General features: G+C 73.5%; 23 protein-coding genes. 14 read left to right on the top strand and 9 right to left on the bottom strand.

Annotation, left to right across the window (positions count from 1 at the left end):
- The first annotated feature begins 106 nt into the window (after window positions 1-106).
- Window positions 107-4,960 (top strand): NAD-glutamate dehydrogenase, encoded by a 4,854-nt coding sequence (locus AB9M23_RS16915; RefSeq protein ID WP_372425745.1) that lies wholly within the window; start codon window positions 107-109, stop codon window positions 4,958-4,960.
- Window positions 4,961-5,015: 55 nt separating this feature from the next.
- Window positions 5,016-5,531, top strand: coding sequence for a hypothetical protein (locus AB9M23_RS16920; RefSeq protein WP_372425746.1), 516 nt, complete (start codon window positions 5,016-5,018; stop codon window positions 5,529-5,531).
- On the opposite strand, the gene AB9M23_RS16925 is transcribed toward AB9M23_RS16920, so the two are convergent.
- Window positions 5,532-6,164, bottom strand: a complete 633-nt coding sequence (locus AB9M23_RS16925) for a MarC family protein (RefSeq protein WP_372425747.1) — start codon at window positions 6,162-6,164, stop codon at window positions 5,532-5,534.
- Between the two features lie 145 nt (window positions 6,165-6,309).
- On the opposite strand from AB9M23_RS16925, the gene AB9M23_RS16930 reads away from it, so the two are divergent.
- Window positions 6,310-7,176 (top strand): hypothetical protein, encoded by an 867-nt coding sequence (locus tag AB9M23_RS16930; protein WP_372425749.1) that lies wholly within the window; start codon window positions 6,310-6,312, stop codon window positions 7,174-7,176.
- Here AB9M23_RS16930 and AB9M23_RS16935 read toward each other — a convergent pair.
- The 3 genes from AB9M23_RS16935 to AB9M23_RS16945 form a co-directional block, all read right to left on the bottom strand.
- Window positions 7,116-8,570 (bottom strand): HAMP domain-containing sensor histidine kinase, encoded by a 1,455-nt coding sequence (locus AB9M23_RS16935; protein ID WP_372425750.1) that lies wholly within the window; start codon window positions 8,568-8,570, stop codon window positions 7,116-7,118. The genes AB9M23_RS16930 and AB9M23_RS16935 overlap by 61 nt on opposite strands.
- A complete protein-coding gene (locus AB9M23_RS16940) occupies window positions 8,567-9,253 on the bottom strand; it encodes a winged helix-turn-helix domain-containing protein (protein WP_372425751.1) in 687 nt (228 codons plus the stop codon). The genes AB9M23_RS16935 and AB9M23_RS16940 overlap by 4 nt, the downstream gene beginning before the upstream one ends.
- 210 nt (window positions 9,254-9,463) lie before the next feature.
- Entirely contained in the window at window positions 9,464-10,678 is a 1,215-nt protein-coding gene (locus tag AB9M23_RS16945) for a trypsin-like peptidase domain-containing protein (protein WP_372425752.1), read from the bottom strand.
- A 200-nt stretch (window positions 10,679-10,878) separates the two neighbouring features.
- Between AB9M23_RS16945 and AB9M23_RS16950 the strand changes: the two genes are divergently transcribed.
- The 5 genes from AB9M23_RS16950 (at window position 10,879) to AB9M23_RS16970 (ending at window position 15,772) form a co-directional block, all read left to right on the top strand.
- Window positions 10,879-11,346, top strand: coding sequence for an RT0821/Lpp0805 family surface protein (locus AB9M23_RS16950; protein ID WP_372425753.1), 468 nt, complete (start codon window positions 10,879-10,881; stop codon window positions 11,344-11,346).
- 142 nt (window positions 11,347-11,488) lie between these two features.
- The gene (gene ccmI / locus AB9M23_RS16955; protein ID WP_372425754.1) at window positions 11,489-12,652 is read left to right on the top strand and encodes a c-type cytochrome biogenesis protein CcmI; all 1,164 of its coding nucleotides are present in this window, start codon (window positions 11,489-11,491) and stop codon (window positions 12,650-12,652) included.
- Window positions 12,653-12,686: 34 nt separating this feature from the next.
- Window positions 12,687-13,178: a cytochrome c maturation protein CcmE gene (gene ccmE / locus AB9M23_RS16960; RefSeq protein WP_372425755.1), complete on the top strand. Its 492-nt coding sequence runs from the start codon at window positions 12,687-12,689 to the stop codon at window positions 13,176-13,178.
- A gap of 54 nt (window positions 13,179-13,232) precedes the next feature.
- Window positions 13,233-15,278 carry a heme lyase CcmF/NrfE family subunit gene (locus tag AB9M23_RS16965; protein ID WP_372425756.1) on the top strand — a complete coding sequence of 682 codons (2,046 nt, stop codon included), beginning with the start codon at window positions 13,233-13,235 and terminating at the stop codon, window positions 15,276-15,278.
- Window positions 15,279-15,283: 5 nt separating this feature from the next.
- Window positions 15,284-15,772, top strand: coding sequence for a cytochrome c-type biogenesis protein (locus tag AB9M23_RS16970; protein WP_372425757.1), 489 nt, complete (start codon window positions 15,284-15,286; stop codon window positions 15,770-15,772).
- Between the two features lie 7 nt (window positions 15,773-15,779).
- Here AB9M23_RS16970 and AB9M23_RS16975 read toward each other — a convergent pair whose 3' ends face one another.
- From AB9M23_RS16975 to AB9M23_RS16990, 4 genes are read right to left on the bottom strand one after another with little or no spacing between them, the layout of a single operon-like run.
- Window positions 15,780-17,156: an ATP-binding protein gene (locus tag AB9M23_RS16975; protein ID WP_372425758.1), complete on the bottom strand. Its 1,377-nt coding sequence runs from the start codon at window positions 17,154-17,156 to the stop codon at window positions 15,780-15,782.
- Window positions 17,157-17,170: 14 nt separating this feature from the next.
- The gene (locus tag AB9M23_RS16980) at window positions 17,171-17,833 is read right to left on the bottom strand and encodes a response regulator transcription factor (protein WP_029030132.1); all 663 of its coding nucleotides are present in this window, start codon (window positions 17,831-17,833) and stop codon (window positions 17,171-17,173) included.
- Between the two features lie 12 nt (window positions 17,834-17,845).
- On the bottom strand, window positions 17,846-18,157 hold the full coding sequence (locus AB9M23_RS16985) for a PepSY domain-containing protein (RefSeq protein WP_372425759.1): 312 nt from the start codon (window positions 18,155-18,157) through the stop codon (window positions 17,846-17,848).
- A 51-nt stretch (window positions 18,158-18,208) separates the two neighbouring features.
- Window positions 18,209-19,153 (bottom strand): glycine--tRNA ligase subunit alpha, encoded by a 945-nt coding sequence (locus tag AB9M23_RS16990; protein ID WP_372425760.1) that lies wholly within the window; start codon window positions 19,151-19,153, stop codon window positions 18,209-18,211.
- Between the two features lie 240 nt (window positions 19,154-19,393).
- On the opposite strand from AB9M23_RS16990, the gene AB9M23_RS16995 reads away from it, so the two are divergent.
- The 3 genes from AB9M23_RS16995 to AB9M23_RS17005 are packed head-to-tail and all read left to right on the top strand — an operon-like array spanning window position 19,394 to window position 21,898.
- Entirely contained in the window at window positions 19,394-20,635 is a 1,242-nt protein-coding gene (locus AB9M23_RS16995; RefSeq protein ID WP_372425771.1) for a glutamate-5-semialdehyde dehydrogenase, read from the top strand.
- Window positions 20,632-21,258 carry a nicotinate-nucleotide adenylyltransferase gene (locus tag AB9M23_RS17000; RefSeq protein ID WP_372425761.1) on the top strand — a complete coding sequence of 209 codons (627 nt, stop codon included), beginning with the start codon at window positions 20,632-20,634 and terminating at the stop codon, window positions 21,256-21,258. Before AB9M23_RS16995 ends, AB9M23_RS17000 begins: the two co-directional genes overlap by 4 nt.
- Before the next feature lie 25 nt (window positions 21,259-21,283).
- Window positions 21,284-21,898: a LysE family translocator gene (locus tag AB9M23_RS17005; RefSeq protein ID WP_372425762.1), complete on the top strand. Its 615-nt coding sequence runs from the start codon at window positions 21,284-21,286 to the stop codon at window positions 21,896-21,898.
- On the opposite strand, the gene AB9M23_RS17010 is transcribed toward AB9M23_RS17005, so the two are convergent.
- Window positions 21,895-22,371, bottom strand: a complete 477-nt coding sequence (locus tag AB9M23_RS17010; protein WP_372425763.1) for a nucleoside deaminase — start codon at window positions 22,369-22,371, stop codon at window positions 21,895-21,897. The genes AB9M23_RS17005 and AB9M23_RS17010 overlap by 4 nt on opposite strands.
- Before the next feature lie 42 nt (window positions 22,372-22,413).
- On the opposite strand from AB9M23_RS17010, the gene AB9M23_RS17015 reads away from it, so the two are divergent.
- From AB9M23_RS17015 to AB9M23_RS17025, 3 genes are all read left to right on the top strand, one after another.
- Window positions 22,414-24,423: a pseudouridine synthase gene (locus AB9M23_RS17015; protein WP_372425764.1), complete on the top strand. Its 2,010-nt coding sequence runs from the start codon at window positions 22,414-22,416 to the stop codon at window positions 24,421-24,423.
- Window positions 24,424-24,427: 4 nt separating this feature from the next.
- Window positions 24,428-24,988, top strand: coding sequence for a 16S rRNA (guanine(966)-N(2))-methyltransferase RsmD (rsmD, locus tag AB9M23_RS17020; protein ID WP_372425765.1), 561 nt, complete (start codon window positions 24,428-24,430; stop codon window positions 24,986-24,988).
- A gap of 265 nt (window positions 24,989-25,253) precedes the next feature.
- The coding region (locus tag AB9M23_RS17025) for a DEAD/DEAH box helicase (protein ID WP_372425766.1) at window positions 25,254-26,558 on the top strand (1,305 nt) is incomplete at its 3' end.

Genomic DNA, 26,558 nt, shown 5'->3' on the forward strand with positions numbered 1-26,558 from the left:
CGTTGATGCGCGGCGAATTGTTGCAGCGGGAGGCGGGCTATGCCAAGCCTTGCCGCGACGTCGTGCGCCGTCCGCCGGGGCGGCGCGCGACCCGAGGAGAGGCGTCATGGACCGGATCGAGGACGGGGACGGGGGCGGCACGATCGCGGCGGCGATGGCCGCGCTCGAGGAGGAGCGCAGCCGCCGGGCGCCCCCGCGGGTGGTCGACGACCTCTTCGGCTGCACGCCCCGCGAGGACCTCGACCGCTACGCTCCCGCCGAGCTCGCCGAGCTCGCCAACGCGGCCTACGACCACTTGCGCGCGCCGCGCGCCTTCGCACCCGGCGCCGCGCGCCACGACCTCCTCGTCGTCGATCGCGAACTCGCCGGCGACGGCGCCGCCCCGGGACGCGAGCTGACGCTCGTCGAGGTCGTCAACGACGACATGCCGTTCCTGCTCGATTCGACGCTCGCCGAGATCGTCGACCAGGGCCACGAGCCGCGCCTCGTGGCCCACCCGATCCTGACCGTCCGCCGCGACGAGTCGGGGCGCCTGACCGAGCTGATCGGCCCCGCCCGCGGGGCGACGCCGCCGGGCGCGATCCGCGAGAGCCTGATCCACATCCACCTCGACCGGCTCGACGAGGAGGCCCGCGAGCGCCTGCGCGCGGGGCTCGAGCGCGTCCACGCCGACGTCGCCGTGGCGGTGACGGACTGGGGGGCGATGCGCGAGCGCCTCGCCGACGCGATCCGTCGCTACCGCGAGACGCCCCCTCCCCTGCCCCCCCAGGAGACCGAGGAGGCGCTCGCCTTCCTCGACTGGATCGCCGCGGACAACTTCACTCTCATCGGCATGCGCGAGTACGGCTTCCCCGACGGAGACGTCGCTGCGGCGGCGATCGAGGGATCGGGCCTCGGGATCCTGCGCGATCCCGACGTCAAGGTGCTGCGGCGCGGGCGCGAACTCGTCGCCATGACGCCGGAGATCCGCGCCTTCCTGGAGAAGCCGTCGGCGCTGATCACGACGAAGGCGAACGTGAAGTCGCGCGTCCACCGCCGCGCGCACCTCGACTACGTGGGCATCAAGCTGTTCTCCGACGCGGGGGAGGTCGCCGGCGAGCTGCGCGTCGTGGGCCTGTTCACGGCCAGCGCCTATACGGAATCGACCGACGACGTGCCGGTGCTGCGCCTCAAGCGCGAGAAAGTGCTCGCGCGCGCCGAGTTCGACCCGCAGAGCCACGCCGGGCGCGCGCTGATCAACGTGCTCGAGAACTACCCGCGCGACGAGCTCTTCCAGATCGGCGAGGAGACGCTCTACGAGTTCGCGCTCGAGATCATGAACCTGTCGGACCGCCCGCGCGTGCGCGTGCTGGCGCGGCCCGACGAGTTCGACCGCTTCGTCTCGCTGCTCGTGTTCATCCCCAAGGATCGCTACGACACGCAGGTGCGCCGCAAGGTCGGCGAGTTCCTCGCCGGCGTCTACCAGGGCCGCGTCTCGGCCGCCTACCCCGCCTATCCGGAGGGGCCGCTCGCGCGCACGCACTACATCATCGGCCGCGAGGAGGGCGCGACGCCCGACGTCTCCCGCGCGCAGCTGGAGGACGGCGTCGGCGCCATCGTGCGGACCTGGGGCGACGCCCTGCGCGACGTCCTGCGCGAGGAGATCGGCGGCCCGCGGGCGCGCATGCTCGGCGCGCGCTACGCCGACGCCTTCAGCGCGGCCTACCGCGAGGCCTTCTCCGCCCGCGAGGCGATCCGCGACATCCTCGTCGTCGAGCGCATCTCGGCCGACCGCCCGCGGGCCGTCGACCTCTACCGCCGCGAAGGCGACCCGAACACACGGGTGAACCTCAAGGTCTTCTCCCGCGGCGCAGGCCTGCCGCTCTCGGAACGCGTGCCGCTGCTGGAGAATCTCGGCTTCCACGTGATCAACGAGCGGACCTATCGCGTCGTCCCCGCCGGCGCGGCGGACGGCGATCGCGTCTGGCTGCACGACATGACGCTGACCCGCGCCGCCGGCGGGCCGATCACGATCGAGCGGATCGAGAAGACGATCGAGGCGGCGCTGCTCGCGCTGTTCCGCGGCTTCGCCGAATCGGACGGCTTCAACAAGCTCGTGCTGGAGGCGGAACTCGGCTGGCGCGACGTCGCCATGATCCGGGCTCTGGCGCGCTACCTGCGCCAGGTCCGCATCGCCTACGGGCAGGACTACCTGGCGACCACGCTGGCCCGCCATCCGGCGATCGCGGCCGCGATCGTCGACTACTTCTACGCCCGCTTCGACCCGCGCGTCTCCGACCGACGCCCGCGGGAGGAGGCGGAGGCCGAGGTGCGCGCGCGCATCGAGGAGATGCTCGCGGAGGTCCAGAGCCTCGACGACGACCGGATCCTGCGCCGCCTCGTCAACCTCGTCGAGGCCATGCTGCGCACGAACTACTTCCAGATCGAGCCCAACGGCCAGCCGCGGCGCACCATCGCCTTCAAGATCGAATGCGCGAAGGTCGAGGCGATGCCGCTGCCGCGGCCGCTCTACGAGGTGTTCGTCTACTCGCCCCGCGTCGAAGGCGTACACCTGCGCTTCGGCAAGGTGGCGCGCGGGGGCCTGCGCTGGTCGGACAGACCGCAGGACTTCCGCACCGAGGTGCTCGGCCTGGTCAAGGCGCAGCAGGTCAAGAACGCCGTCATCGTGCCGGTGGGCGCGAAGGGCGGCTTCGTGCCCAAGCGGCTGCCGCCCATGGCCGACGACCGGCAGGCCTGGTTCGAGGAGGGGCGGGCGAGCTACGAGGTGTTCATCGACACGCTCCTCGAGCTCACCGACAACATCGTCGGCGACGACGTCCGCCCGCCGCCCGACACGGTTCGCCACGACGGTGACGACCCCTATCTCGTGGTGGCCGCCGACAAGGGCACCGCCACCTTCTCCGACACCGCGAACGCCCTCTCGCTCGCGCGGGGCCACTGGCTCGGCGACGCCTTCGCCTCGGGGGGCTCCAACGGCTACGACCACAAGGGCATGGGCATCACGGCGCGGGGCGCCTGGGAGGCGGTGAAGCGCCACTTCCGCGAGATGGACGTCGACGTCCAGAGCGAGCCCGTGACGGTGGCGGGTGTCGGCGACATGTCGGGCGACGTGTTCGGCAACGGCATGCTGCTGTCGCGCGCCATCAAGCTCGTCGCCGCCTTCGACCACCGGGACGTCTTCATCGACCCCGACCCCGATCCGGAGGCCTCCTTCGCCGAGCGCGAGCGGCTGTTCGCCATGGGCCGCTCGTCGTGGGCGGACTACGACGCGCGCCTGATCTCGCCCGGCGGCGGCGTGTTCTCGCGCAGCCTCAAGGCGATCCCGCTCACGGACGCCATGCGCGCGCTCCTCGGTCTCGACCAGAAGACGGCGACGCCCTTCGAGCTGATGCGCGCGATCCTGAGGATGCGCGTCGACCTGCTCTGGTTCGGCGGCATCGGTACCTACATCCGCGCCACGGGCGAGAGCGACGATCAGGTGGGCGACCGCGCCAACGACGCGATCCGCGTCGGCGGCGCCGAGCTGCGCGCGCGGGTGATCGGCGAGGGCGCGAACCTCGGCGTCACCCAGCTCGGCCGCATCGAGGCCGCACGTCGGGGCGTGCGCCTCAACACCGACGCGATCGACAACTCGGCGGGCGTGAACACGTCGGACGTCGAGGTCAACATCAAGATCGCGCTCGACACGCCGCTGCGCGACGGCCGCCTGACGCCGGACGCGCGAAATGCGCTGCTCGCGGAGATGACGGAGGACGTCGCGGGCCTCGTCCTGCGCAACAACTACCTCCAGACGCTCTCGCTCTCGCTGGCCGAGCGGCGCGGGGCGGGCGACGTCGGCTTCGTGCGCCGCCTGATGCAGGGCCTCGAGCACGAGGGCCGGCTCGATCGCACCGTCGAGCAGCTGCCAGACGACGCGGCGCTGACCGCCCGCGCCGAGGCCGGCGAGGGCCTGACGCGGCCCGAACTCGCGGTGCTCCTCGCCTACGCCAAGCTCCAGCTCTACGACCAGCTGCTCGCGAGCAACGTGCCGGACGACCCCTATCTCGGCCGCGAGCTCGACCGCTACTTCCCCGCCGCGCTCCAGGAGCGCTTCGCCGACGCGATCCAGTCGCACAGGCTGCGCCGCGAGATCATCTCCACGCAGCTCTCGAACGCCATCGTCAACCGCGGCGGCCCGACCGTGATCGCCCGCCTCGCGGACGCGACGGGCGCGGACGCGCCGACCATCGCCGCCGCCTACGCCGCCGCGCGCGACGCCTTCGGCCTCGTCGCCCTCAACGCCGGCGTCGACGCGCTCGACACCGAGATCGCCGGCGCGCTCCAGCTCTCGCTCTACGCGGAGCTCGAGGAGCTGGCGATGAACCGCATCGGCTGGTTCATCCGCAACGTCGACCTCGATCTCGAGCCGCTCGACGCCATCATCGGGCGCTTCCGCGAGGGCGTCGTCGCGGTCGAGGACGCGCTGGAGGACTGCCTGCCCGACGCGGCGCAGGCGCTGTGGCTGGAGCGCACCGGCGCGCTGACCGCCCAGGCGGTGCCCGAGGCGCTCGCGCGCCGGCTCGCGGCGCTGCCGATCCTGGTCGCGGCGCCCGACATCGTGCTCATCGCCGGCGACGCCGGCCGCTCCATCCGCGACGTGGCGGCGACCTACTTTGCGCTCGACGAGACCTTCCGGCTCGGCGCGCTGGCCGCGCAGGGGCGCGCGGTGTCGATCTCCGACTACTACGACCGCCTGGCCCTGGAGCGCGCGCTCTCGGGCGTCGCGGACGCGCATCGGCGGCTCACGGCGGAGATCGCCCGCGAGCAGGGATCGGGCCGCGATGCGGTCGAGGCGTGGTGCGCCAGCCGCCCGGACGTGACGCGCATCCGCGGGGCGGTGGACGGCATCGTCTCCTCGGGGCTGACGCTGTCGAAGCTCACGGTGGCGGCGAGCCTGCTCGGGGACCTGACCCGCGGCTGAGGCGGCGCGCGCCGGCGTTCACCCCGGCTTAACCGATGCGTGCGCAGCCTGTGCCATGCGCACGCATCGGCCCCTCACGAGCCTCCTCGCGGCGGCGCTCCTGGCGCCGGGCCTCCTCGCGTGCGCCCTCCTCTCCGCCGGCCCGGCCGAGGCCCGGCTCGAGAGCCTGCCCGACCTGATCCAGACGAAGGCGCTCCAGATGGTCGACGCCTGCCGGCGCGCGGGCGGCAACCCGGGCGACCCGATGATGGCGATCGAGCGCATCGACCTCACCGGCAACGGCCGTCCGGACGCCATCCTCGACGAGAACCGGTTCGACTGCCACGGTCGCCAGTCGATGCACTGCCCGCAGGTCGGCTGCGAGACCTTCGTCTTCGTCAATCGCCGCTGGCTCGGCTGGAAGCAGATCCTCAGCGTGGTGGGCTCCTACTGCATCGAGTACGGCCAGCGCCCGCCGCGCTTCGTCACGATCCAGCGCAACCATTCCTTCGACGGCGGCTCGGAGATCCTGAACGTGCGCTACCGCTTCAACCGGGGCGTCTACTTCCAGGACGGGCGTGGACGCTGCTGATCAGCCGGCGACGAGGCTCCCGATCCCGTCCACCGCGAACTGCACCGCCAGCGCGGCGAGGATCACGCCGAGGAGGCGCGTGAGGACGATGTTGCCGGTGACGCCGAGCAGCTTCGCCACGCGCTCGGCGACGAGGAAGGCGAGGAAGCAGGTGGCCACCCCCACCGCGATGACGCCCACGAGCGCCGCCTGCATCTCGGGCTCGCCCGCCGCGCGACCCGCGAGCAGGATCACCGCGGTGATCGCGCCCGGCCCCGCCATCAGCGGGATCGCCAGCGGAAAGGCGGCCACGTTGCGCACGTGGTCGAGGGTGATCGCCGACTGCGCTGTCTCGCGCTTGCGCTCCGAGCGCCCGCCGAAGATCATCTCGAAGGCGATGTAGAACAGGAGGATCCCGCCCGCGATCCGGAAGGCGGGGAGCCCGACGCCGAGCGCCTGCAGCAGCAATTCCCCGCCGAAGCCGAAGAACAGCAGGATCGCGAAGGCGATCAGGCATGCGCGCACGGAGACCCCGCGGCGCTGCTCCTTCGTCATCCCGCTCGTCACCGACAGGAAGATCGGTGCGAGGCCCGGCGGGTCGAGCGTGACGAGCAGCGTGACGAACGCGGCCCAGAGGAAGTCGGCGTCGAGCATCGTCCGGTCCCGGGGATGGAGACTGAGCGGGAAGAGTGCGGTTTCCTCCCGCTTAGCCGAAATGGCCGGGGGCGTCGACCACGGCCGCTCGCCGTGCCACACTCCGGCCGCCTCGGCCTCGACGCGCCCCCCGGAGCCCTGCCCCATGCCCTTCGTCGTCCGCGACAGCCTCTCGCTCCCCGGCTCCCCCGAGCGCCCCAACGAGGACGCCTGCGGGGCGGCGGGGGATTTCGCCTGGGCGATCGACGGGGCGATCCTGCCCGGCACCGAGCCGATCATGGACGCGCCCTCCGACGCGGCCTGGCTCGTCGCCTTCGCGAGCGAGCGCTTCGCCACGCTGGCGCCACAGGCGAAGGACGCGGCGCGGCTGGTGCTCTCCGTCGTGGAGGAGGCGCGCGCGCTCTTCCTCGGGCGCGTCGAGGCGAGCGGCCGCGCCGAGCGGATGGAGCGCCACACGTGGCCCGCCGCCGCGCTGACGCTCGCGCACGCGCGGCCGGGCGCCGTCGAGACGCTCACCCTCGCCGACACCATCGCCTATGTCCGCGACGCCGCGGGCTCGGTCTACACGCTGGGCGAGGCGCCGGGCCTGCGCCGAGCCGAGAGCGCGCACGCCGAGCGGCTCCTGCGCGAGACGGGCCTCGACATCGAAGCGATGCGCGAGAGTCCCGCCTACCTCGCCGACGCCGAGCGCCGCAAGCGCGCCCAGGTCGCCGCCGCGCCGGCGATCTTCGGCCTGCATCCCGACGCGGTGGCGCAGGCCGAGCGTGGCTCGGTCGCGCTCGACGGCACGGCGCAGGTGCTGCTCGCCACCGACGGCTTCTCCGCGCTCGTCGAACTCTACGGCGCGATGGACGTCGCGGGGCTGATGGAGCGGGCCTGTTCCGACGGCCTCGCGACGCTCGGCGGGCAGCTGCGCACGATCGAGACGGAGATCGACCCCACGGGGCGCCTCTACCCGCGCTTCAAGCGCTCGGACGATGCCACCGCCATCCTCGTCGAGGCGTCCTTCTGAGCCGCGCCGGCGGCGGGCAGGACCAACACCGCGCGCAGGCCCGGCCCGGCGTCCTCGAGCCGCAGCACGCCCCCGTGCAGCCGCGCCACGGCCGCGACGAGCGAGAGGCCGAGGCCGAAGCCGGGGCGCGTGCGGGCCGTCTCCAGCCGCACGAAGCGCTCGAGCACCCGCGCGCGCTCGGCCTCCGGGATGCCTGGGCCGCGGTCGCGCACGGCGATCAGCACGGCGTCGCCCTCGCGCCGGGCCATGAGAGTCACGGAGGCGCCGGGGGCCGCGTCGCCGGCGTACTTGAGCGCGTTGTCGAGGAGGTTCGCCAGCGCCTGGCCGAGGAGCTCGCGGGACCCCTCGAGCGGGAGCGCGTCGGCGATGTCGGTCTCGAGCGCCACGCCCGCCTCCTCGGCGACCGCCTCGTAGAGTTCGCCGACGCCCCGCGCGATCTCGGCGGCATCGATCGGCGCGCGCATCTCCCGCGCGTTGCCGGCCTCGAGCCGCGCGATCATCAGGAGCGCGTCGAAGACGCGGATTAGGTCGTCGCTCTCCTCGATCGTGCGCTCCAGCGCCGCACGCAGGGCCTCGGGGCCGTCGGCGATCCGCAGCGCCTCGTCCGCGCGGGCGCGCAGGCGCGCGAGCGGGGATTTCAGGTCGTGCGCGATGTTGTCGGAGACCTGCCGCATCCCCTCCATCAGCTCGCCGATGCGCTCGAGCATGGCGTTGAGGCTCTCCGCCAGCCGGTCGAGCTCGTCGCCCGAGCCCGAGACGCCGAGGCGTCCGGAGAGGTCGCCCGCCATGATCGTCTTCGTCGTCGCCGTCATCGCCTCGATGCGGCCGAGCACGCGCTTCGAGACGAGCCAGCCGCCGACGAAGCCGAGCACCACGAGCACGAGGACGGACCAGCCGAACGCGCCCCAGATCGCCTCGACGATGCGGTCGCGCTCGCCCATGTCGCGCCCCACCAGCAGGCGGAAGCCGCCGGGCAGGACGAAGACCCGCACCAGCGCGCGGTGCACGGCGACCTCGCCTTCGTCCTCGGCGACCAGCCGGGCGTAGTCGATCGTGCGCTGGCCGGGGCTGTCGAGCGTGCCCGGCGAGACCGAGACGACGTTGCCGGTGATGCGCTGGCCCTGCGGGGTCGTGAACAGGTAGACGGAGGCGCCCGGCGCCTGCGCCCGGCGCTCCACCGCGCCCGCGAGCCGGCGCAGCCCGCCGCGGCGCCAGACCTGCTCGAGGTCGGCGATCTCGGCCTCGATGGTCTCGACCATGCCGCGCGTCGTGATCCGCTCGGCGCTCCAGGCGACGTAGCCGAGCGCGAGCACGATCGAGAGCGCGAAGACGCCGAGGTAGAACAGCGACAGACGGAAGGCCGTCGTCGACAGGAGCTTGCCGAGCCCGCTCACTCGCCGGCTCCGCGCAGGCGGTAGCCCGCGCCGCGCACGGTCTGGATCAGCGCGGTCTCGAAGCCCTTGTCGATCTTGGCGCGCAGCCGCGAGACGTGGACGTCGATGACGTTGGTCTGCGGATCGAAATGGTAGTCCCAGACGTGCTCGAGCAGCATCGTGCGGGTGACGACCCGCCCCGCGTTGCGCATCAGGTACTCGAGCAGGCGGAACTCGCGGGGCTGCAGCTCGATCTCACGGCCGGCGCGGGTCACCCGCCGCGACAGCCGGTCGAGCTCGAGGTCGGCGACCGCGTAGCTCGTCGGCTCCGCCGAGGCGGGGGCCGCGCCGCGGCGCGCCAGCACCTCGACGCGTGCGAGCAGCTCGGAGAAGGCGTAGGGCTTGGGCAGGTAGTCGTCGCCCCCGGCCCGCAGGCCCTTGACCCGGTCGTCCACCTGCCCGAGCGCGGAGAGGATCAGCACCGGCGTCGCCACGCCCTGCTCGCGCAGGGAGCGGATGAGTGAGAGCCCGTCGAGCTTGGGCAGCATGCGGTCGACGACGAGGATGTCGTAGTCCCCGCTCTCGGCGAGCGCGTACCCGTCGAGGCCGGTCTCGGCGTGGTCGACGGCGTGCCCCGCCTCGCGCAGGCCCTTGGCGAGGTAGGCTGCGGCCTCGCGGTCGTCTTCGACGATGAGGATCTTCATGGTCCCAACGAGATAAGGAACCCCTCTCCCGGATGGGAGAGGGGCAGGGGTGAGGGAACACGGCCTGCGGTGAGTGAGGGCGGCGCGCGGGCCCCCCGCTCCGCTCGCGGCGGCCCGACGTTGGTGCGCGCGATGCGAAGGAGGCATCGCCTCGAACGGCGCACCCTCACCCCCGGCCCCTCTCCCGTCCGGGAGAGGGGAGAGGGCAGGTCACGTCCCCAGCCGGCCGATGCGCACGTCGAGGTCGGACTCGCGGCCCTTGCGGAAGATCGTGATCGCCACCCGCGTGCCGGGTGCGATCCCGGCGATGCGGCGGGTGAGGTCGCGGTGGTCGCCGATGGCCTCACCGTCCACCGCGAGGATCACGTCGCCCGAGCGCAGCCCCGCGTCGGCGGCCGGCGTGTTCGGCTGCGGCTGGGCGATCAGCGCGCCGCGCACGCGCGCGAGCCCGATCGCCTCGGCGATCTCCGGCGTCACCGCCTGGACCTGCACGCCGAGGAAGCCGCGGGTGACGACGCCGTCCGCGCGCAGCTGGGTCGTCACGCTCTGCGCCACGTGCGCCGGGATGGCGAAGGCGATGCCGACGTTGCCGCCCGACGGCGAGAAGATCGCGGTGTTCACCCCCACGACCTGGCCGGCGAGGTTGAAGGTCGGGCCGCCGGAATTGCCGCGGTTGATCGGCGCGTCGATCTGCATGAACTCGTCGTAGGGGCCCGCGCCGATGTCGCGCGCCTCCGCCGAGACGATGCCCGCCGTCACCGTGCCGCCCAGGCCGAAGGGGTTGCCGATCGCCACGACCCAGTCGCCGATGCGCGAGCGGTCGGGGGCGAATTCGACGTAGGGGAAGACCTCCCCGTCGCCATCCACCTTCACCAGGGCGAGGTCGGTGCGCGGGTCGGTGCCGACCACGCGCGCATCGAAGGTGCGCCCGTCGTCCATCAGCACCTCGACCTCGATCGCGTCCTCGACGACGTGGTTGTTGGTGACGAGGAAGCCGTCCGCGGACACGAAGAAGCCCGAGCCCTGCGACGCCGCGAAGCGCTCCGGCGGCGGGCCGCCCCGGCGCTGGCGCGGGTCGCCCTCTCCGAAGCGGCGGAAGAACTCGTAGAGCGGATCGCCCGGTGCCAGATCCGGCAGCTGCCGGCCGCCGAAGCCCTCGGGGCCGCGCACCGCGACCGCCTGCGCGCGCACCCGCACCGACACGACGGCGGGGCGCACGCGCTCGACCACGTCGGCGAAGGAGGGCATGACGAGGGGCCGCTCGAGGGTGAGCGGATCCGCCTGCGCCGGGGGCGGGGGCAGCATGCCGCCGCCGACGGCTCCCGCGCCCGCGACGGCGGCGAGGGCGGCGGCGGCGAGGAGGCCGGCCCGCAGGCGGGCGCGGCGGGTTTCGTTCGTCCGGATCACGCGCATGGTGACGGGCATCCCTTCGGAGGTCTCGCTCTTCCACTGGGCAAGATGGCGCGGCCGAGCTTTCGTGGCCATCACGCGCTCATGACATTTTCGTAAGGGAGCGCGCCCCGATGGGACACGATTCCGCAGACATTCACCGCTCGTTCATCTTGTTGCCGCTTTATCGGGCTCTGCAGTTCGGGATCAACGAACCCAACGAGTCGAGCCCCTCCATGAAGACCTCCAGAATCGCGCTCGCGGGCGCTTTCGCCGCGACCCTCACACTCGGCGCCTGCGCCGGCGCCGGCCCGAACCAGCAGGTCGGCGGCTTCTCCGGCGCGCTGATCGGCGGCATCGTCGGCTCGCAGATCGGCGGCGGCCCCGGCGAGCGCATCGCGGCCGGCCTCGCCGGCGCCGCGATCGGCGGCCTGATCGGCGGCCAGATCGGCGCCAACCTCGACGCCGCCGACCAGCAGCGTCTCTTCAACGCCCAGCGCCAGGCCTTCGCGGCGCCCCCCGGCCAGCCGGTGCGCTGGCAGGGCGATCAGGCCTACGGCGAGGTGATCGCCTTCGAGCCGGTGCAGCGCAGCGGCCGGTACTGCCGCGAGTACCAGAACACGGTCTACATCGGCGGGCGCCCGCAGCAGGCCTACGGCACGGCGTGCCGCCAGCCGGACGGCTCGTGGGAGATCGTCGGCTGACGCCGATCACCCGTCGAAGCACCGCGATGCCTGGGAAAGGGGCTCTCGCAGCCCCTTTTTCGTGCGTATTTGCCCGTGCGTGACACCGTGTCGCCGAACGCTAGCATCGTGCCGCCACGGTCCACGCTGTACATTCCGGCCCATGACGATCTGGATCCTCTTCGCGTTGATGACGGGCGCCGCCGTGCTGGCGGTGCTCGTGCCCCTGTCGCGCCGCAAGGCGGCCGAGACGGCGGACGCCGCCGAGAGCGAGCGGCTGTTCTACGAGGACCAGATCACCGAGATCGAGCGCGACCACGGGCGCGGCCTGATCACGGCCGAGGAGATGCGCTCGGCGAAGGCCGAGGCGGCTCGCCGGCTGATCCGCGCGACGGCGCAGGCCGCCGCGCCGCAGGAGACCGTGGACGAGCCGGCGCTGCGCCGGCGCCGTGCGGCCTCGGCCGTGGCGCTCTCCTCCGTGCCGCTCCTCGCGCTCGCGGTCTACGGCGCCTACGGCTCGCCGCACCTGCCGGCCCAGCCGCTCTCCGCGCGGCTCGAGCAGACGATCGACCCCCGCAACCTCGACATCGCCGAGGCGGTGGCGCGAATCGAGACGCACCTCGCGCAGGACCCGGACGACGGGCGCGGCTGGGACGTGCTCGGGCCGGTCTACATGCGCGAGGGCCGCTTCGACGACGCCGCGCGGGCCTGGGCGAACGCGCTGCGGCTCCTCGGCCCCGACCCGGCACGCCTCGCCAACCTCGGCGAGGCCCTCGTCAACGCCGAGGGCGGCGTCGTGAAGGTGCGCGCCCGCGAGGCCTTCGAGCAGGCGCTCGCCCTCGACGAGAACCAGCCCAAGGCGCGCTTCTACCTCGCGCAGGCGGCGGAGCAGGAGGGCGACCTCGCCGGCGCCCGCGCCGCCTACGAGGAGATCGTGCGCCGCTCGCCCCCCGGCGCGCCCTGGCTCGACGTCGTCGGCGAGCGCCTCGTCGCGGTGGGCGGCGCGCCGATGGAGCGGCGCGCGCCCTTCGCCGCCGCTCCCGGCTCGGAGGCCGGCGCCGCGCTCGCTGCGCTGCCCGAGGCGGATCGCCTTGCGGCGATCGGCGGCATGGTGGAAGGCCTCGCGGCACGCTTGAAGGAGGACGGCGGAAGCCCGGACGAGTGGGTGCGGCTGCTGCGCTCCTACGCCGTGATGGGCGATCGGGATCGCGCGCAGGTGGCGCTCGCAGAGGCGCGCGAGGCGCTTGCCGGTGATCCGGCCGCCGTCGCCACGCTCGACGCGGCGGCCGCGGAGATGGGCCTCGGCGCGGCCGGGCCGAGGCGGTAGCGCGCTCGTGCGGGTAGCGGGAGTGGGGAACGGTATGACGAGGAAGCAACGCCGCCTGACGATGATCGCCGCCGCCGGCGCGACGCTGGCGATCGCGCTCGGCCTCGTCCTGTGGGCGATGAGCGACACGATCGTGTTCTTCCGCGCCCCCTCGCAGGTGGTGAGCGAAGGCGTCGAGCCCGGCGTGCGCTTCCGGCTCGGCGGCCTCGTCGAGGCCGGCTCGGTCGAGCGCCACGGCGACCAGGTCACCACCTTCGCGGTGGGGGACGGCGGGGGAACGGTCACGGTGCGCTACCGCGGCCTCCTGCCCGACCTCTTCCGCGAGGGCCAGGGTGTCGTCACCGAGGGGCGTCTCGACGCCACGGGGCTCTTCGTCGCGGACACGGTTCTCGCGCGCCACGACGAGAACTACATGCCTCGCGAGGTCGCGGACGCGCTCAAGGCGAACGGCCTCTGGCAGCACGAGGGACCCGCCGTCCGCCCGGCGGCCGCCCGCGACCTGCCGAGCACCACCCCCACGCAGTGACGGCCCCCGGGCCGTCGCTCGCCACGATCGCGAGATGATGAGGAACGCGCCGCGATGCTGATCGAAGCCGGACATTTCGCGCTCGCCCTGGCGCTCGGCCTCTCCGTGGTCCAGTTCCTGGTGCCGCTGTGGGGCGCGCGGGCGAACGACGCGACGCTGATGAGCGTCGGCCCGCCCGCCGCGATCGGCGTCTTCGCGCTCGTGCTGTTCTCGTTCGGCGTGCTGACGTTCGCGTACGCGACGTCGGACTTCTCGATCGTCAACGTGGTCGCGAACTCGCACTCGCAGAAGCCGTTCATCTACAAGCTCACCGGCGTTTGGGGGAACCACGAGGGCTCGATGCTCCTGTGGATCGTCATCCTCGCGCTGTTCGGCGCGCTCGTGGCGGTGGCCAGGAACGCCGTGCCGCCGAAGCTGCGGGCGAACACGATCGCCATGCAGGGGCTCGTCACCATCGCCTTCCTGCTCTTCCTGCTGATCACCTCGAACCCGTTCGAGCGCCTGTCGCCGGCGCCGTTCGAGGGGCAGGACCTCAACCCCTTCCTTCAGGACCCCGGCCTCGCGATCCACCCGCCGCTGCTATACATCGGCTATGTCGGCTTTTCGATCACCTTCGCCTTCGCCATGGCGGCGCTGATCGAGGGCAAGATCGACGCGGTGTGGGCGCGCGCGGTGCGGCCCTGGACGCTCACCGCCTGGGGCTTCCTGACGCTGGGCATCGCCATGGGCTCGTACTGGGCCTACTACGAGCTCGGCTGGGGCGGCTGGTGGTTCTGGGACCCCGTCGAGAACGCCTCGCTGATGCCCTGGCTCGTCGGGACGGCGCTGATCCACTCGACCATCGTCATGGAGAAGCGCGACGCGCTCAAGGTCTGGACGATCCTGCTCGCGATCCTGACCTTCTCGCTGTCGCTGCTCGGCACCTTCCTGGTGCGCTCGGGGGTGCTGACGTCCGTGCACGCCTTCGCCGTCGATCCCGATCGCGGGCTGTTCATCCTGGGCATCCTGATCTTCTTCATCGGCGGCTCGCTGGCGCTCTTCGCCTGGCGCGCGCCGATGCTCAAGCAGGGGGGCATCTTCGCGCCGGTCTCGCGCGAGGGCGCGCTCGTCCTCAACAACCTCTTCCTCACCACCGCCTGCGCGACGGTGTTCATCGGCACGCTCTACCCCCTGGCGCTCGAGTCGCTCACCGGGGCCAAGATCTCGGTCGGCGCGCCCTTCTTCAACGCGACGTTCCTGCCGATCGTCGTGCCGCTCCTCCTGCTGCTCCCCTTCGGCCAGGTGATCGCCTGGAAGCGCGGCGACGTGGCGGGGATCACGAGCCGTCTCTACGTCGCCGCCGGCCTCGCCATCCTGGCGACGATCGCGGTCTACGCGGTGACGTTCGGCGGGCCGGTGCTCGCGCCGCTCGGGATCGGACTCGGAGTCTTCCTCGTGCTCGGCGCCTTCAACGAGGTGGCGACCCGCGCCCGGCAGGGCGGCTCGGGCGGGCTCGCCCACGCCGCGAAGCGCGCGCTCGGCCTGCCTCGCTCGACCTGGGGCACCGTGCTCGCCCATGCGGGCGTCGGCATAACCGTGATCGGCGTCGCGGCCACGGCGTGGTCGGTGGAGCGGATCGTTTCGATGACCCCCGGAGACGTGCAGCCGATCGCCGGGTACGAGGCGCGGTTGGAGGGCGTCTTCCCGCGCACGCTCCACAACTACAACGAGGACGTGGCCCGCTTCACGCTGCTCCACGACGGCCGCGAGGTCGGCCGGCTCGAGACCATGAAGCGCATCTATCCCGCCCGCGGCATGGCGACCACCGAGGCGGGTCTGCGCACCTTCGGCTTCAGCCAGGTCTACATCTCCTTCGGCGAGATCCAGCCGGACGGCTCGCTCGGCGTGCGGCTCTACTACAAGCCGTGGATCCTGCTGATCTGGATCGGATCGGTGATCATGGCGCTCGGCGCCGCGCTCGCCCTGACCGACCGGCGCTACCGCGTCGGCGCGCCGGTGCGCGCCAAGGGCGGACCGCGCGAGAGCGGGCCGCGCGAGCGCGGATCGCCGACGAGGCGTCCCGCCGCCGGCGGCGCCACCTCCGCCGTCCCCGCGGAGTGAGGCCGATGCGCGCCCTCTCAGCGACTTTCGCGAGCCTCGCCTTCGCCGCGATGCTGGCGCTCGCAGCCCCGGCCATGGCGCTCGGCCCGGACGAGATCCTCGACGATCCCGCGCTCGAGGAGCGTGCCCGCGAGGTCTCGAAGGGCCTGCGCTGCCTCGTCTGCCAGAACCAGTCGATCGACGATTCGGACGCCCCGCTCGCGCGCGACCTGCGCACGCTCGTGCGCGAGCGCATCGAGGCCGGCGATTCGAACGACCAGGTGGTGGAGTTCGTCGTCGACCGCTACGGCGACTTCGTGCTCCTGCGCCCGCCGGTGAACGCCTACACGATCATGCTGTGGGTGGCCCCGACGCTGGTCTTGATCGCCGGCGCGACCGGCCTCGCGCTCGCCCTGCGCCGCCGCCGCATCGCGGCGAACGCGCCGACCGCCGCCGCCCTCTCGGCGGAGGAGGAGGCGGCGCTGGAGAAGATCCTGGAGCGGGAGAGGGGCTAGCCCCGCCCTATCCGACATCCCCCGGCAGATCCAGCGTCGCCTTCAGCCCACCCATCGCACTCTCGCCGAGCGTCAGCGAGCCCCGGTACAGCGCCGCGAGGTCCGCGACGATCGACAGGCCGAGCCCCGAGCCCGGCACGGTCTCGTCGAGCCGCTTGCCGCGCTCGACCATCTCCGCGCGGCGATCCGCCGGCACGCCCGGCCCGTCGTCCTCGACGATCAGCAGGAGCCGCGGGCGCTCCGCGTCGCCGGACGCCTCCGCGCGCAGCACGACGCGGCTCGCCGCCCACTTCGCCGCGTTGTCGAGGAGGTTGCCGAGCATCTCCTCGAGATCCTGCTTCTCGCCGCGGAAGCGCGCCTCCTCGGGCGCCTCGAGCGCGAGATCGAGGCGCTTGGCCGCGTGGATCTTGGCGAAGGCGCGCATCAGCGAGGCCGCGACCGGCGCGACCGGCGTCACGGTGCCGAGCGTGCCGACCTGCGCGGCGGCGCGGGCGCGATCGAGGTAGTAGCCGATCTGCCGGCGCATGGTCTCCGCCTCGGCTTCGACCACCTCGGCGAGCGCCCCGCCGCCGGCGCGGGCCTCGTTGACGAGGACCGAGAGCGGCGTCTTCAGGGCGTGGGCGAGGTTGCCGACCTGTGTGCGGGCGCGCTCCAGGATGTCGCGGTTCGAGCCGATCAAGAGGTTGATCTCGCCGGCGAGCGGGGCGATGTCGTGCGGGTAGTCGCCCGACACCGTCTCGGCGTCGCCGCGGCGGATCGCGACGACGGCGGCGCGCAGGCGCGCGAGCGGCCGCAGTCCGAAGCGGATCTGCAGCAGCGTCGAGAGCCCCAGCAGCAGCCCGAGCGCGGCGAAGGTCGCGGCGAGCGCGAGCGCGAAGCGCCGCACGTCGCCGGTGATCTCGTCGGCGGGCGCGGCGACGAGCACGGTGAAGCGTGCGCCCTCCCCCGCCGCCAGCGTGCGCTCGACGGCGCGCAGCGACCGCCCGTCCGGCCCGACGACGTAGCCCGTGCGCACCGTGCCGAGCGCGGCCTGCGGCCCGTCGAGCCACGGCAGCATCGCCCCCACCAGCGAGCGCGAGGTGTCGAGATCGCGCAGGGACGCGCCGGGCACGCCCACCTGCCAGTAGAAGCCGGAGAAGGGCAGCTCGAACAGCGGATCCCCGGCGACGAGCGCCTCGCGCCCGGTCGCCACCTGCGAGCCCAGCGTCGTGGCGTGGACGAGGAGCCGGCTGTCGAAGCCGCGCTCGGTGGCGTCGCGGTAGAGCGCCACCAGCACGATGCCGGCGCCCACCAGGATGACCCCGCTCCAGAACAGGGCCGAGACCGCGAGACGGACGGCGATCGAGCGCTTGGCGAGCGGGCGTTCGGGAAGGCGCAGGCGCATGACGATCCCGCGCCTCAGGCGCCCTCCTCGACCACGTAGCCGAGCCCGCGCATGGTCTTGATCACGTCGACGCCGAGCTTCTTGCGCAGGCGCCCGACGAAGACCTCGATCGTGTTGGAATCGCGGTCGAAGTCCTGGTCGTAGAGGTGCTCCGTCAGCTCCGCGCGCGAGACGATCCGGCCCTTGTGGTGGATCATGTAGGCGAGGAGCCGGTACTCGTGGCTCGTGAGCTTGACGGGCATGTCGTCGACGAGCACGCGGCCGGCGCGGGTGTCGAGCGTCACGCGCCCGCAGACGATCTCGGAGGTGGCGTGCCCGGCGGCGCGGCGCACCAGCGCGCGCACGCGCGCCAGCAGTTCCTCGACGTGGAAGGGTTTCGTCACGTAGTCGTCCGCCCCCGCGTCGAAGGCCTGGACCTTCTCGCTCCAGCGGTCGCGGGCGGTGAGGATGAGCACCGGCATGACCTTGCCCTCCCGCCGCCAGGCGGAGAGCACGGAGACGCCGTCGGTCTTGGGCAGGCCGAGGTCGAGGATGACGCAGTCGTAGGGCTCGGTCTCGCCGAGGAACTGGCCCTCCTCGCCGTCGAAGGCCTTGTCGACGACGTAGCCCGCGTCGGTCAGCGCGGCGACGATCTGGCGGTTGAGGGAGGCATCGTCCTCCACGACGAGCACGCGCATGAGCCGACCTCCTCAGTTCACCGAGACGACGCCGCCGGAGCCGGCGTCCACGATCACGGTCACGAAGCGCCCATCGCCGCCCAGCGCCGCGATGCGGTAGACGAGTCCGCCGCCGCCGGGGCAAAGATCGACCTGCGTGACCTGCGCACCGGGCACCGCGCCCTCCGCCGCCCGCACCGCCGACACCGCCGGCACCACCCGCCCCGCCGCCACCGCTTCGCGGGTCTCGCCGGGCGACAGGCAGGCCTGCGCCGAGGCCGGCGCGGGAGCCGCCGCGAGGCCGAGGAGGAGGGCGATCAGGGGAAGGGCGAGACGGTTGCGCATGACGGCATCATAACTAGCCGGCCCGCGCTGAACAGGCCGTGAATGCGGCGTTCAGGCCGCCGCCGCGCCACCCTCCCCAGCCCCGCCCGCCTCCGTCCTCAGCCACGCCGCGCCGCAGGCCTTCGCCAGCTCGCGGACGCGCAGGATGTAGCTCTGGCGCTCCGTCACCGAGATCACGCCGCGCGCGTCGAGCAGGTTGAAGACGTGGGACGCCTTGATGCACTGGTCGTAGGCCGGCAGCACCATGAGGTGACGCTCGCCGTCCTCGCCGGCCTCGAGGTACTTGCGGCAGGCGGCCTCGGCGTCCTTGAAGTGGCGAAACAGCATCTCGACGTCGGCGTGCTCGAAGTTGTGGCGCGAGTATTCCTTCTCCGCCTGGAGGAAGACGTCCCCGTAGGTGACCTTCCCGGCGCCCTCGCGGCCGTTGAAGTTGAGGTCGTAGACGTTCTCGACGCCCTGGACGTACATGGCGAGGCGCTCGAGCCCGTAGGTCAACTCGCCCGACACCGGCGCGCACTCGATGCCGCAGGCCTGCTGGAAGTAGGTGAACTGGCTCACCTCCATGCCGTCGCACCAGCATTCCCAGCCGAGCCCCCAGGCGCCGAGCGTCGGGCTCTCCCAGTCGTCCTCGACGAAGCGCACGTCGTGGAGCATCGGGTCGAGCCCGATGGCGGCGAGCGAGCCGAGGTAGAGGTCCTGGATGTCCGGCGGGCTCGGCTTCAGGATGACCTGGAACTGGTAATAGTGCTGGAGCCGGTTTGGGTTCTCGCCGTAGCGCCCGTCCTTCGGGCGCCGGGAGGGCTGCACGTAGGCGGCGCGCCAGGGCTTCGGCCCCAGCGAGCGCAGCGTCGTCGCCGGATGGAAGGTCCCCGCCCCCACCTCGAGGTCGTAGGGCTGGAGCACGACGCAGCCCTGCTCGGCCCAGAAGCGCTGCAGCGTCAGGATCAGGCCCTGGAACGAGCGTCTCGGGTCCATGTGGGGGGCGATCTCGGTCATGACGGCCTCTCGAGCGGCGTTTCGCGAGTGGGATGGAGAGGGCGGGCGGGGAAGTCAAGCGGCCCGCGTGACCTGCCGCCCCTCCCCGTGCTAAGACCGCGCTCCCCGTGTCGCCACAGCCTTCGCGAGCGAGAGCCCATGTCCGCGTCGACCGCATCCGAGACCGCCGCCGAGACGAGCAGAACCGCCAGGCCCGCGCCGCTGCGCGCCGTGCCGGCGTCCTCGCCGCTCGAGGGGATCATGCGCCAGATCGGCCGCGCGGCGCGCGCCGCCGCGCGCACGCTCGCGGTGACGCCGCCCTCGGCCAAGGACGCGGCGCTCGCCGCGGCGGCCGCTGCGATCCGTGCCGACGAGGCCGCGATCCTCGCCGAGAACGCCGCGGACGTGGACGCCGCCCGCGCCGCCGGCCAGCCGGCGTCCTATCTCGACCGCCTGGCGCTGACGCCCGAGCGCGTCGAGGCCATCGCCGCCGCCGTCGAGGCGATCGCGGCGCTGCCCGACCCCGTGGGCCGGTTGCTCGCGACCTTCGAGCGGCCGAACGGGCTCGTCATCGAGCGCGTGGCGACGCCGCTCGGCGTGATCGGCGTGATCTTCGAGGCGCGCCCCAACGTCACCGCGGACGCCGGCGCGCTGTGCCTCAAGGCGGGCAACGCCGCGATCCTGCGTGCGGGCTCGGACTCGATCCGCGGCGCCGGCGCCATCGCCGCCGCCATGCGCCGCGGGCTGAAGCAGGCCGGCCTGCCGGAGGACGCGATCCAGCTCGTGCCGACGAAGGACCGCGCGGCGGTCGGCATGATGCTCGCCGGGCTCGACGGCACCATCGACGTCCTCGTGCCGCGCGGCGGCAAGAGCCTCGTCGCGCGGGTGCAGGCGGATGCCCGCGTGCCGGTCTTCGCGCATCTGGAGGGCATCTGCCACGTCTACGTCCACGCGGCGGCGGACCTCGAGATGGCCATTGCGATCGTGAGGAACGCCAAGCTGCGGCGCACGGGCATCTGCGGCGCCGCCGAGACGCTGCTCGTCGACCGCGCCTGCGCGGCCACGCATCTCGCGCCCCTCGTGACCATGCTGCTCGACGCCGGCTGCGCCGTGCGCGGCGACGACGCGACGCGCGCGGTCGACCCCCGGGTCGAGCCGGCGAGCGAGCAGGACTGGCGCACGGAATATCTCGACGCGATCATCTCCGTGCGCGTCGTCGACGGCCTCGAGGAGGCGATGGACCACATCGCGACCTGCGGCTCGGGCCACACGGAGTCGATCCTGACGCAGGACGCGGCGGCCGCCGAGCGCTTCCTGGCCGAAGTCGATTCGGCGATCGTGATGCACAACGCCTCCACCCAGTTCGCCGACGGCGGCGAGTTCGGCTTCGGCGCGGAGATCGGCATCGCCACCGGGCGGATGCACGCGCGCGGGCCGGTGGGCGTCGAGCAGCTGACCTCCTTCAAGTACCGCGTGCGCGGCACGGGCCAGACGCGGCCGTGATCCGCCTTCCGCCGGCGGCGCCCGGCATGCGCATCGGGCTGTTCGGCGGGTCCTTCAACCCGCCGCATGCGGGCCATCTGCACGTCGGCCGCATGGCCATCCGCCGCCTGCGCCTCGATCGGCTCTGGTGGCTCGTGACGCCGGGCAACCCGCTGAAGGAGCGCGCCGGGCTCCCCTCGCTGCCCGCGCGCATGGACGCGGCGCGCCGCCTCGCCCGCGACCCGCGCATCGTCGTCACCGGCTTCGAGGCCGAGCTGCCGGCGCCCTACACGATCGAGACGATCCGCTTCCTGCAGCGCCGCCTGCCGGGCGTGCGCTTCGTCTGGATCATGGGGGCGGACGGGCTCGCGAGCTTCCACCGCTGGCAGGCATGGGACGAGATCGCCGCGCGCGTGCCGATCGCGGTCGTCGACCGACCGGGCCTGACGCTCGCCGCGCCCTTCTCTCCCGCCGCGCGGGTGCTCTCCCATGCGCGAAGGCCGGAGGGCGAGGCGGCGGCGCTGGCGCACGCCGCACCGCCGGCCTGGACCTTCCTGCACGGGCGCCGCTCGACGCTCTCGTCGACGGCGCTGCGGCGGGCGGCATCGCGCGGCGATGGCGCAGGCGCGCGCAACGGCGTATGAAGGGCCACCTCTCCGGAGCCGCCCCATGGACCTCGCCGCCCTTCTCGCCTTCGCCGCGATCCTCTTCGTCGCCGCCGCCTCGCCGGGGCCCGGCATCGCCGCCATCGTCGCGCGGGTGCTCGGGCGCGGGACCGACGGCGCCGTGGCCTTCACGGTGGGGGTCGCCATCGGCGACGTGGTCTGGCTCACCTGCGCGATCTTCGGCCTCGCCGCGCTGGCGCAGAGCTTCCACGGCGTGTTCGTCGCGGTGAAGCTCGCGGGCGCCGCCTACCTCCTGTGGCTCGCCTGGAAGATGTGGACCGCGCCGGTCGTGGCGCGCGAGATCGCGGCGCAGGCGCCGAAGGAGGGCGTCGCCAAGCCGTTCCTCGCCGGGCTCGCGCTCACGCTCGGCAACCCGAAGACGATGGTGTTCTACCTCGCCCTCCTGCCGACCGTGCTCGACGTCGCCTCGGTGACGGCGCTCGGCTACGCCGAGCTCGTCGGCGTGACGCTCACGGTGCTCGGCGTCGTCTTCGCCGGCTACATCGTGCTCGCCGCCCGCGCCCGCCGGCTGTTCACCAGCCCGCGGGCGATGCGGGTGCTCAACCGGGTGACGGGAACGGTGATGGCGGGGGCGGCGGTGACGGTGGCGACGCGCTAGCGCCTCTCCCTGAAGAACCCCCGCAGCAGCTCCCCGGCCGCCACCTCCCCGATCCCGGAATAGACCTCCGGCGCGTGGTGGCAGGTCGGCTGCGCGTAGAAACGCCCGCCGTGCTCGACCCCGCCGCCCTTTGGGTCGGCGGCGCCGTAGTACAGCCGGCGGATGCGGGCGAAGGAGATGGCGGCGGCGCACATGGCGCAGGGCTCGAGCGTGACGTAGAGGTCGCATCCCGGGAGCCGCTCGTCGCCCACGGCCGCGCAGGCGGCGCGGATGGCGACGATCTCGGCGTGGGCGGTGGGGTCGCTCGTCGCGCGGGTGCGGTTCGATCCAGACGCGAGGACGCGGCCGCCCTTCACCACGACGGCGCCGATCGGCACCTCGCCGCGGGCGGCGGCGGCGCGCGCCTCCGCGAGCGCCCGCTCCATGAAGCCGGCCTTCGCAACGCCGGAATCCGATCCGCTCCTCGCCGTCATGATGCCCTCGCGTCGCCGCACACGAAGTGCTATCAGGCGCGCATGGCGAACACCACAGACGACACCAGGAAGCCCCGGTCCGACCGCGGGCGCAGCAGCGAACGCGGCAGGTCCGAGCGCAGCGGGACCGGGCCTCGCCCCGGCGCGCGCGGCGACGCGAAGGCGGGCGAGCCGGCGGGCGCCGGTGCGCGCCGCGAGGGCGGGCCGGGCGGCAAGCCCGGTGGCAAGCCGTTCGCGGGCAAGAGCTTCGCGGGCAAGGGCGGCGCGGGCAAGGGCGGCGCGGGCAAGAGCTTCGCCGGCAAGAGCTTCGCCGGCGAGGGTGCCGGTGCGGAGCCGCGCCGTCGGCAGGACGGCGAGGGCACCCGCGGGCCGGACGCGCGCGCCGCCCGTGGACCGGCGGCGCCCGACCATCGCGCCCGCGGCGAGCGTCCGGCGCGACCGCCGCGCGAGGGGGCCGAGCGCCCGGCGCGTTTCGCCCGCGACGGCGAGGCCCGCCCGCCCCGCGCCGCACGACCCGACGGCGGCGCACCGCGCAAGCCGGCCTTCGGCAAGTCGACGAGCACGGGCGAGCCTTCCGGATTCGGCGGCAAACCGGGCTTCGGGAAGAAGCCGGCCTCCGCCAAGCCGGCCTTCGCGAAGCCAGGCTTCGCCAAGCCCGCCTTCGCCAAGAAGCCCGCCTCCCGCGCCACGCCCTCCCGGCTCGCGCCCGCCGCCGCGCGCGACGACGAGCGGATCGCCAAGGCCATCGCCCGCGCCGGCGTGGCCTCGCGCCGGGACGCGGAGGAGATGATCGCGGCGGGCCGCGTCACGCTGGACGGCGTGCTCCTGACCTCGCCCGCGGTGAACGTGAAGCCCGGCGCCGACATCCGCATCGACGGCGAGCCGCTCCCCGCGCGCGAGCGCACGCGGCTGTGGCTGTACCACAAGCCCCGCGGCCTCGTGACGACGGCCAAGGACCCGGAGGGGCGCCCCACCGTCTTCCAGGGCCTGCCGGAGGACATGCCGCGCGTCGTCACGATCGGGCGGCTCGACATCAACACCGAGGGGCTGCTGCTGCTGACCAACGACGGCGGGCTCGCCCGCGTCGTCGCCCATCCGGAGACCGGCTGGCTGCGCCGCTACCGCGTGCGCGCCTACGGGCAGGTGACGCAGGACCGCCTCGACGCGCTGCGCGAGGGCGTCGTCGTCGACGGCATGGAGTACGGGCCGATCGAGGCCAAGATCGACCGGGCGCAGGGCGACAACGTCTGGATCACGATGGGCCTGCGCGAGGGCAAGAACCGCGAGGTCAAGCGGGTGCTGGAGGAGCTGGGGCTGCAGGTCAACCGCCTGATCCGCCTGTCCTTCGGCCCGTTCCAGCTCGGCGACCTGAAGGAGGGCGCCGTCGAGGAGGTGCGCACCAAGGTGCTCAAGGAGCAACTCGGCGCGGGCCTGGCGCAGGCGGCGGGCGTCGACTTCGAGAGCCCGGTGCGCGAGCCCGTCGAGGAGCGCGCGCCGGAGCGGTCGCCGCGCGGCGCGCGCCCGGCCTCGCGTATGCAGCAGGAGCGGGACCGAGCCCGCTACGCCGAGCCCGGCCCCGCGCGGGCGCGCAAGCCGGCGGGCGAGCGGCCGGATCGCGATGCGAGACCCGGTCGCGACGGCAAGCCCGATCGCGACGCGCGGCCCGCGCGTGGCGGCAAGGCCGGCTTCGGGAGCAAGCCCGGGTTCGGAGGCAAGCCCGGGTTCGGCGAGCGCTCCGAGGGTGGCGGACGTCCCGGCCGCGGTGCGCCCGAGAGGCCCGCGGCCGAGAAGCGTCCCTCCTGGGACAAGCCGCGCTCGAGCGTCTGGCGCGCAGAGGAGAGCGCGGGCGAGGACAAGCGTCCCAAGCCGCGCCGCGGCGGCGAGACCGCCAAGGCGGAGCGCGCGGCGGGCGGCGAACGGGTGCGCGAGCGCGTCGGCAAGATCGCCGGCAAGGCCGGGCGCGTCCTCGTCGAGCGCGTGAAGGGCTCGGGCGGGGACGGTTCGGGGACCGGTCGCGGCGGCCGAAAGCCCGGCGGCGAGAAGAAGGGCTGACCGGATGCGGATCGTCGGCGGCCGGTTCAAGGGCCGCGCGGTCGCCGGCCCGCGCTCGGACGCCATCCGCCCGACCTCGGACCGGCTGCGCGAGAGCCTGTTCAACGTGCTCGCCCACGCCTACGACGACCCCGTCCCCGGCGCGCGGGTGATGGACCTCTTCGCCGGCACCGGCGCGCTCGGGATCGAGGCGCTCTCCCGCGGCGCCGCCTTCGCGCTCTTCGTCGACGATGGCGCGCAGGCGCGCGGGCTGATCCGCGAGAACGTCGAGGCGCTCGGCCTCGGCGGCGTCACCCGCCTGTTCCGCCGCGACGCGACGAAGCTCGGCGCCGCCGACAGGTTCGAGCCCTTCGACCTCGTCTTCTGCGACCCGCCCTACGGCCGCGACCTCGCCCCCGCCGCCCTCGCCTGCGCCGCCGCCGGCGGCTGGCTCGCGCCGGGCGCCCTGTGCGTAGTGGAGGAGGCGGCGGGCGCCGCGCTCGTTTGCCCGGAGGGGTTCGAGGAGGCGGAGCGGCGGGTGTATGGGGAGACTCAGGTGCTGTTCGCCCGTTTTTCGCCGACCTGAACAATCGCGTTGACTTTCGGCGCAATGCGCCCCATCTCTGCACTGCAGCATCGGCGCTCCCTCATCGAGCGCCCTGGCCCGGCTGCGTGAGGCCGCCCCGTTCCACGGGGGCGGGACCGACCCGGGCCTTCGGATGCCGCCTCCCCCGTTCGCCCCATCACGCGGGTCGTTCCCGATGACACGAGCCTCGCTCGGGTTTCGGCGCGCGCCCTCAAGGATTCGCGTGCGCTCCCGTGGCGGCTCCCCGCACGTGAAAGCAACACACTTGACCACATTCTCCGACCTCGGCCTCTCCGCCCCGATCCTCGAGGCGCTCGCCCGCGAGGGATACGAGCGCCCGACGCCGATCCAGGGCCAGGCCATCCCGCCGGTCCTCGCCGGCCGCGACCTGCTCGGCATCGCGCAGACCGGCACCGGCAAGACCGCGGCCTTCGCGCTGCCGATGATCCAGCGGCTCGCCGCCGACAAGCGGCCCGCGCCCCGCAAGGGCTGCCGCGCGCTGATCCTCTCCCCCACCCGCGAGCTGGCGAGCCAGATCGAGGAGAGCTTCCGCGCCTACGGCCGCGGCTCGAAGCTCACCTCCACCGTCGTGTTCGGCGGCGTGCCGGTGCCGCGCCAGGAGCGCGTCGTTGCGAACGGCGTCGACATCCTCGTCGCCACGCCCGGGCGCCTGCTGGACCTGATCGACCGGCGCTCGCTGTCCCTGTCGAACGTCGAGATCCTCGTCCTCGACGAGGCCGACCAGATGCTCGATCTCGGATTCATCCACGCCCTGCGCCGCATCGTGACGCTGCTGCCGAAGAAGCGTCAGACGCTGTTCTTCTCCGCCACCATGCCGACGACCATCGCCTCGCTCGCCGACGGCTACCTCTCCGACCCGGTGAAGGTCTCGGTGGCGCCCGTCGCCACCACGGCCGAGCGCGTCGAGCAGCGCGTCACCTTCGTCTCGCAGCCGAAGAAGCAGCCGCTGCTCGAGCACGTCCTGCGCGCGCCGGAGATCGAGCGCGTGCTCGTCTTCACCCGCACCAAGCACGGGGCGGACAAGGTGGTGCGCGGGCTCGAGAAGGCCGGCATCCCGGCCTTCGCGATCCACGGCAACAAGAGCCAGGGCCAGCGCGAGCGCGCGCTCGGCGCCTTCAAGAACGGCGCGTGCAAGGTGCTGGTGGCGACGGACATCGCCGCGCGCGGCATCGACGTCGAGGCCGTCTCCCACGTCGTCAACTTCGACCTGCCGAACGTGCCCGAGCAGTACGTCCACCGCATCGGCCGCACGGCCCGTGCCGGGGCGTCCGGCATCGCGCTGTCGTTCTGCAACGAGGAGGAGCGCGCCTACCTGCGCGACATCCAGAAGCTCACGCGCCAGACGGTGCCGGTCGAGCCGGTGCCGGCGGGCTTCGACGCCGGCGGCGTCGCGCCCCTCTCCGAGGAGCCGGCGCGTGCGCCGCGCCCGGCGGGCGCGGGTCGCAACGGCAACAACCGCCGCGGTGGTCGCCCCGGCGGCGGCGGTGCGGGTCAGCGTCCCGCGCATGCCGGACATGCGCCGGCCGCCGCGAAGGGCGAGCCCTCCCGC

It is taken from the genome of Salinarimonas chemoclinalis (genome assembly GCF_041514305.1).
Classification (GTDB): domain Bacteria; phylum Pseudomonadota; class Alphaproteobacteria; order Rhizobiales; family Beijerinckiaceae; genus Salinarimonas; species Salinarimonas chemoclinalis.